This is a genomic window from Capnocytophaga sp. oral taxon 329 str. F0087 (assembly GCF_000213295.2).
GTDB lineage: Bacteria > Bacteroidota > Bacteroidia > Flavobacteriales > Flavobacteriaceae > Capnocytophaga > Capnocytophaga leadbetteri_A.
This window is the reverse complement of record NZ_KN389986.1, coordinates 1-5,396: the sequence shown is the minus strand read 5'-3', so window position 1 is coordinate 5,396 and position 5,396 is coordinate 1. Positions and strand designations below refer to the sequence as shown.

Below are 5,396 nucleotides of genomic sequence, written 5' to 3'. Positions count from 1 at the left end.
GCTAAAGATGTAGTAGCAGAAAAAGCTACATCAGTGAAAATGCCTTACATCACAGAACGTTGGCCAGGTGGTATGCTTACCAACTTTGTGACTATCCGCAAGGCAGTGAAAAAAATGTCGTCAATCGACAAAATGAAAAAAGACGGTACCTTTGATACCCTTTCAAAACGTGAAAAACTACACGTAGAACGTTTGAGAGAAAAACTAGAAAAGAACTTAGGTTCGATAGCCGATATGTCGCGCTTACCAGGTGCCCTCTTTGTGGTTGATACCCTACGCGAACACATTGCTGTAAAAGAAGCACAAAGATTAAACATTCCTATTTTTGCAATGGTAGATACAAACTCTGACCCACGTGAGGTAGATTTTGCTATCCCTGCTAATGATGATGCTTCAAAATCTATCGACAAAGTACTTTCATACATCACTGAAGCAGTGAATGAAGGTCTTGCCAATAGAACCGCTACAGCAGAAAAAGAAACTAATGAATAATTACTTAATGACAAATGACAAACCATAAATTTGTCATTTGTCATTCACATTAAAAAATTAATAAAATGGCAAATATTACCGCCGCAGACGTAAATAAACTAAGACAAGCCACCGGTGCTGGTATGATGGACTGTAAAGCAGCCCTTATAGAAGCCGAAGGCGATTTTGATAAAGCAATAGAAGTATTGCGCAAAAAAGGTCAGAAAGTAGCTGCTAAGCGCGCTGACCGCGATTCTAAAGAAGGTGCTGTTATCGCTCAAGTAAACGGAAACCATACAGTAGGTGCTATCATCTCGCTTAACTGCGAAACTGACTTCGTAGCTAAAAATGCTGATTTCGTAGCTCTTGCTAAAGATTTGGCTGAACTTGCTCTTGGCGTAAACAGCAAAGAAGAACTTCTTGCTCTTAACTACAAAGGTATCAGCGTAGCTGAGAAACTTATCGAGCAAACTGGTGTGATAGGTGAGAAAATAGAACTTGGTGCTTTTGAAAAAGTTGAAGCTCCTTTTGTAGGTTCTTACATTCACAATGGTAACAAGATTGCTGCTATCGTAGGTCTATCAAGCGCTATCGCTGATGCTGCTGAAGTAAGTAAAAACTTAGCGATGCAAATTGCTGCTATGGGTGCTGAAACACTTTCATACAAAGACTTTAGCGCTGAGTACATAGCTAAAGAAACTGAAGCTCGTATCGCTATCATCGAAAAAGAAAACGAAGAACTACACCGTTTGGGCAAACCGCTAAAACACGTACCTCAGTACGTATCATACGCTCAGCTTACACCTGAAGTATTAGCAAAAGCTGAAGCTGATGCTAAAGCTGAACTAAAAGCAGAAGGTAAACCTGAACAAATATGGGATAAAATCCTTCCTGGTAAAATACAACGCTTTATCTCTGATAACACTACCCTTGACCAAGAGAAAGCTCTTCTTGACCAAGTGTATATCTATGACGAAAGCAAAAAAGTTTCAGATTTTGTAAAATCTAAAAACGTAGAAATTACTGGCTTCAAACGTGTAGCTTTGTAATCGTAATAAGGTCATAATATTAGATTTTTAAAGTTAATACTAAGCCTCCACGTAAAAGTGTGGAGGCTTTTTTTGCAATGAAACACATTATCCACCTCTTGTTTTTATGGCTATTTTTTAGCTTACAGACAACTTACGCACAATCGACCCTAAGTGGGAATATAGCTCTCCCTACTGATGAAACTCTTACTTTGCAGTGGCAAGAACGGGAGAACTCGCAGCAAAATAAAGGTATCCATACCTTTGTAGGTTACTACCAAAATCAGTTTGTCGCCACTTTGGTAATACACCCTAATAAGGAGGCTTCTGGCAGTTTGCAATGGGAAGGCACAACTTACCAACTGACAGGCACTCCACAAGGCGAGCTATCGGCAAAGGTACGCTTTCACTACAATCCTAATAGTAAGTGTGGTACCTCTCTTCAAAGCAGCCACACAGCTCGTCCTATTACCTCTCTTACTTCTATAATGCCTAACGACCCTGAGGGTATCTTGTATCTCTACCGGTTGGCAGTACTTATTGATTATCACGACTTCGCTAATACTTTCAGCAGTGATATAAAACAGGTAAAAGATTTTTTACTTAACCTTGAAGTCTTTCTCAATGAGGTGTATGTACGTGATATTGGGGTAAAATTTAGTATAGTGGCTGATGACCGGCTTATTATTCAGGAGGCTACGAAGCAGCTATACGACCAAACTTCGCGAAGAGATATTATTGAAAATTCTACTGAAAAAATAAATGAGCTTATAGGCGATAAACAATATGATTTGGGAATAGTGATTGCGCCTGGAACGGATTCCACCTTATCGGGGCTTGCTTTCTTTTCTGGAGGGTTCCGCCTTATACGAAAAGGAGGGGCTTCGGCAATAGCTGACAATGCTACCATAGCCCACGAAATAGGACACTTATTTGGCGCCGACCACACTTTTAAGAATGCTTATTCGGGTAACTCTCTCTATACAGAGCCCGCTTATGGTCAATCGCTAATGGGCTATAGCAATAATTTTCCTGATGGGGCTTTCTTCTCGCTGCCTACAGCTTATCAAATACGAGGAGGAATTGTTAATCGCTCTTATTTTAAAGACCCTGAACGCACTCAGTTAGTAAACCGCAATGGGAATGATGTGAGTAACTTCAATTATGCCTACGGCATCAAAACTGAAAGTTCTTTCCCTACCATAAACCGCACTAAGCTGCAAGAAACTTATACAATCCCTAAGGATACTTACTTCCAATTCTATATCAATGCGACTAATACTAATAGTATTCCGATTTATTACACAGCGCAACTGACCAGCAAGGCAGGCGTAAATGACCCTAAGTTCCTCACTCGTAAAGGGAAAACGGGTAAAGAACCTATTACTTTTCAGACCCAATACAGTGATTTGGGTGGATTTATAAACTACACACGCACAAATGCAAAAGGCGAACATCTTTTTTGGTTAGCGGCTTCGAATCCTGCGCCTCAGCACTTTGTGAATTACGATATGGTAGCTGTAAAAGTGATTATTGCAGAGGGTAAGACTTTCGCTATCACTAATGGAATGAATGATGAGTATGAAGGGGGCGCTTCCCTCACGCTAAACTGGCAAGTAGACCCTAATTTCTTTGACGCCAATAGCAAAGTGCGCATTCTTCTTTCTGATGATTTTTGGAAAACCTTTAAATATACTTTGGTGGAAAGCACCGAAAACGATGGTAGTTGCGAGATTACTCTCCCTAATATAGAGGTCGGCACTGTAGAATGGGGCAAACAAAAGAAAATACAGCTTCCCGCAGGAGTTATCAAGGTAGAGGTGATAGACCATATAGCTTTTGCTACTACCAATGTGGCTCCTTATAAAACCTCTAACGGGAAGTTAGTGCCTAATGGCGGTTTTAAAATTAAAAAGAAAGCAGAATTGCCTGAGCCAAAACCAGAACCCCAGCCTAATCCACTTCCGCAAGAGCCAGAAAAGAGGGTCGTTATCTATAACGGAGTTTCGTCAGCCAACCCTCAGAACTATTTTGCAGTAGAGGGGGTAGATGTTACTACGCCTATTCATCTTCTTATCTTTGATGAAATGGGCTTGAAAGTATATGAGAACAAGGATTATGGCAAAAACGGTGATTGGTTTAGAGGATATGCTAATATTAAAAACTTTATAAATAATAATAAAGCGTTGCACGGCACTTATTTCTATATAGTTAGTTACAGCAAAAATGGCAAGATAGAAAGGCAAAATGGTTTTTTGTATGTGAGGTAAAAACTTCATTTTCTTTTGAAATAAAAATATTTTATAAAAATTTCTTTCGTTTTCTTTGCACGGTTCAATAATATTAACTACCTTTGTCGCTCATTAGTATAAATAACCAAATAATTACATAACGAATTAATATATTATGGATGTAAAAAAAATTATGACCTCTTTGGAGGCTAAACACCCAGGAGAAAAAGAGTACTTGCAGGCTGTACACGAAGTGCTTGAGTCGGTAGAAGAGGTGTATAATCAGCACCCTGAATTTGCTAAAGCTAAAATTGTGGAACGCATCGTAGAGCCTGACCGCATCTTTACTTTCCGCGTAGATTGGGTAGATGACAAAGGCGAAGTACAAAGCAACCTCGGTTACCGCGTGCAATTTAACGCTGCGATAGGCCCTTACAAAGGAGGTATCCGCTTCCATAAAGCTGTAAACCTATCGATGCTTAAATTCCTCGGCTTTGAGCAAACTTTCAAAAATGCTCTTACTACGCTACCTATGGGAGGAGCTAAAGGAGGTTCAGACTTTGACCCTACCGGTAAATCGGACGCTGAAATTATGCGTTTCTGCCAAGCCTTTATGCTTGAACTATGGCAACATATAGGTCCTGATACCGATGTGCCTGCTGGTGACGTAGGTGTAGGCGGTCGCGAAATAGGCTATATGTATGGAATGTACAAAAAATTGGCTCGCGAGTACAACACAGGAGTACTTACTGGGAAAGGTATTAACTGGGGAGGTTCTCTTATCCGTCCGGAAGCTACTGGTTATGGAGCGCTTTACTTCGTAGACCATATGCTTAAAAAACTTGGCAAAGACCTTAAAGGACAACGAGTGGTAGTATCAGGTTTTGGTAACGTAGCTTGGGGAGCATCGCAAAAAGCTACTCAGTTAGGGGCTAAAGTGATTGGTCTGTCAGGCCCAGATGGTTGTGTGGAAGTGCCAGGAGGTATGACTCACGAAATGATAGACTACTTATTAGAGCTTCGCGCTTCTAACCGCAATATCGTAGCGCCTTTTGCTGAGAAATTTGCAAAAGAAAGTAAATTTACGGCTGGTAAGAAAGCGTGGGTAATTCCTTGTGATATTGCATTGCCTTGTGCTTTCCAAAATGAATTGAACGAAGAAGATGCTAAAACGCTTATCGCTAACGGTGTGAAATTGGTAGCAGAAGTATCGAATATGGGTTGTACACCAGAGGCTATCAAAGCTTTCCAAGATGCTAAATTGCCATTTGCCCCAGGTAAAGCGGTGAATGCAGGAGGGGTAGCTACTTCAGGTCTTGAAATGACCCAAAATGCGGCACACCTTGCCTGGAGAGCGGAAGAAGTAGATGCTAAATTGCACCAAATTATGGAGTCTATCCACAACGCTTGTCTAAAGTACGGACAAGAAGATGGTTATATTAACTACGTGAAAGGGGCTAACATAGCTGGCTTTATGAAAGTAGCACACGCTATGCTTGACCAAGGAGTGGTTTAATGGCAAAAAAACAATAAATAATAAAAGCTGCTTCTGCAAAAAGGAGCAGCTTTTTTTGCTACTTTCAATCTCCAATAATAGCGTTCTATCTTTCTTTCTAAAAAAAAATATGAAAAAACGCCCTTTCTCTAACCTCTGATTTCCAACCAC

General features: G+C 40.4%; 4 protein-coding genes. All 4 read left to right on the top strand.

Translation table 11 applies throughout. The features are described from left to right. Positions 1-492 (top strand): 30S ribosomal protein S2 (rpsB, locus tag HMPREF9074_RS01450; protein WP_034539466.1); only part of this gene is annotated, 492 nt, incomplete at its 5' end. Between the two features lie 65 nt (positions 493-557). Further along, entirely contained in the window at positions 558-1,520 is a 963-nt protein-coding gene (gene tsf / locus HMPREF9074_RS01445) for a translation elongation factor Ts (RefSeq protein WP_009390755.1), read from the top strand. A 77-nt stretch (positions 1,521-1,597) separates the two neighbouring features. Continuing rightward, positions 1,598-3,769, top strand: coding sequence for a reprolysin-like metallopeptidase (locus HMPREF9074_RS01440; RefSeq protein WP_034539464.1), 2,172 nt, complete (start codon positions 1,598-1,600; stop codon positions 3,767-3,769). A 136-nt stretch (positions 3,770-3,905) separates the two neighbouring features. Next, positions 3,906-5,246 (top strand): NADP-specific glutamate dehydrogenase, encoded by a 1,341-nt coding sequence (gene gdhA, locus HMPREF9074_RS01435; RefSeq protein ID WP_009390753.1) that lies wholly within the window; start codon positions 3,906-3,908, stop codon positions 5,244-5,246. Positions 5,247-5,396: the final 150 nt, after the last annotated feature.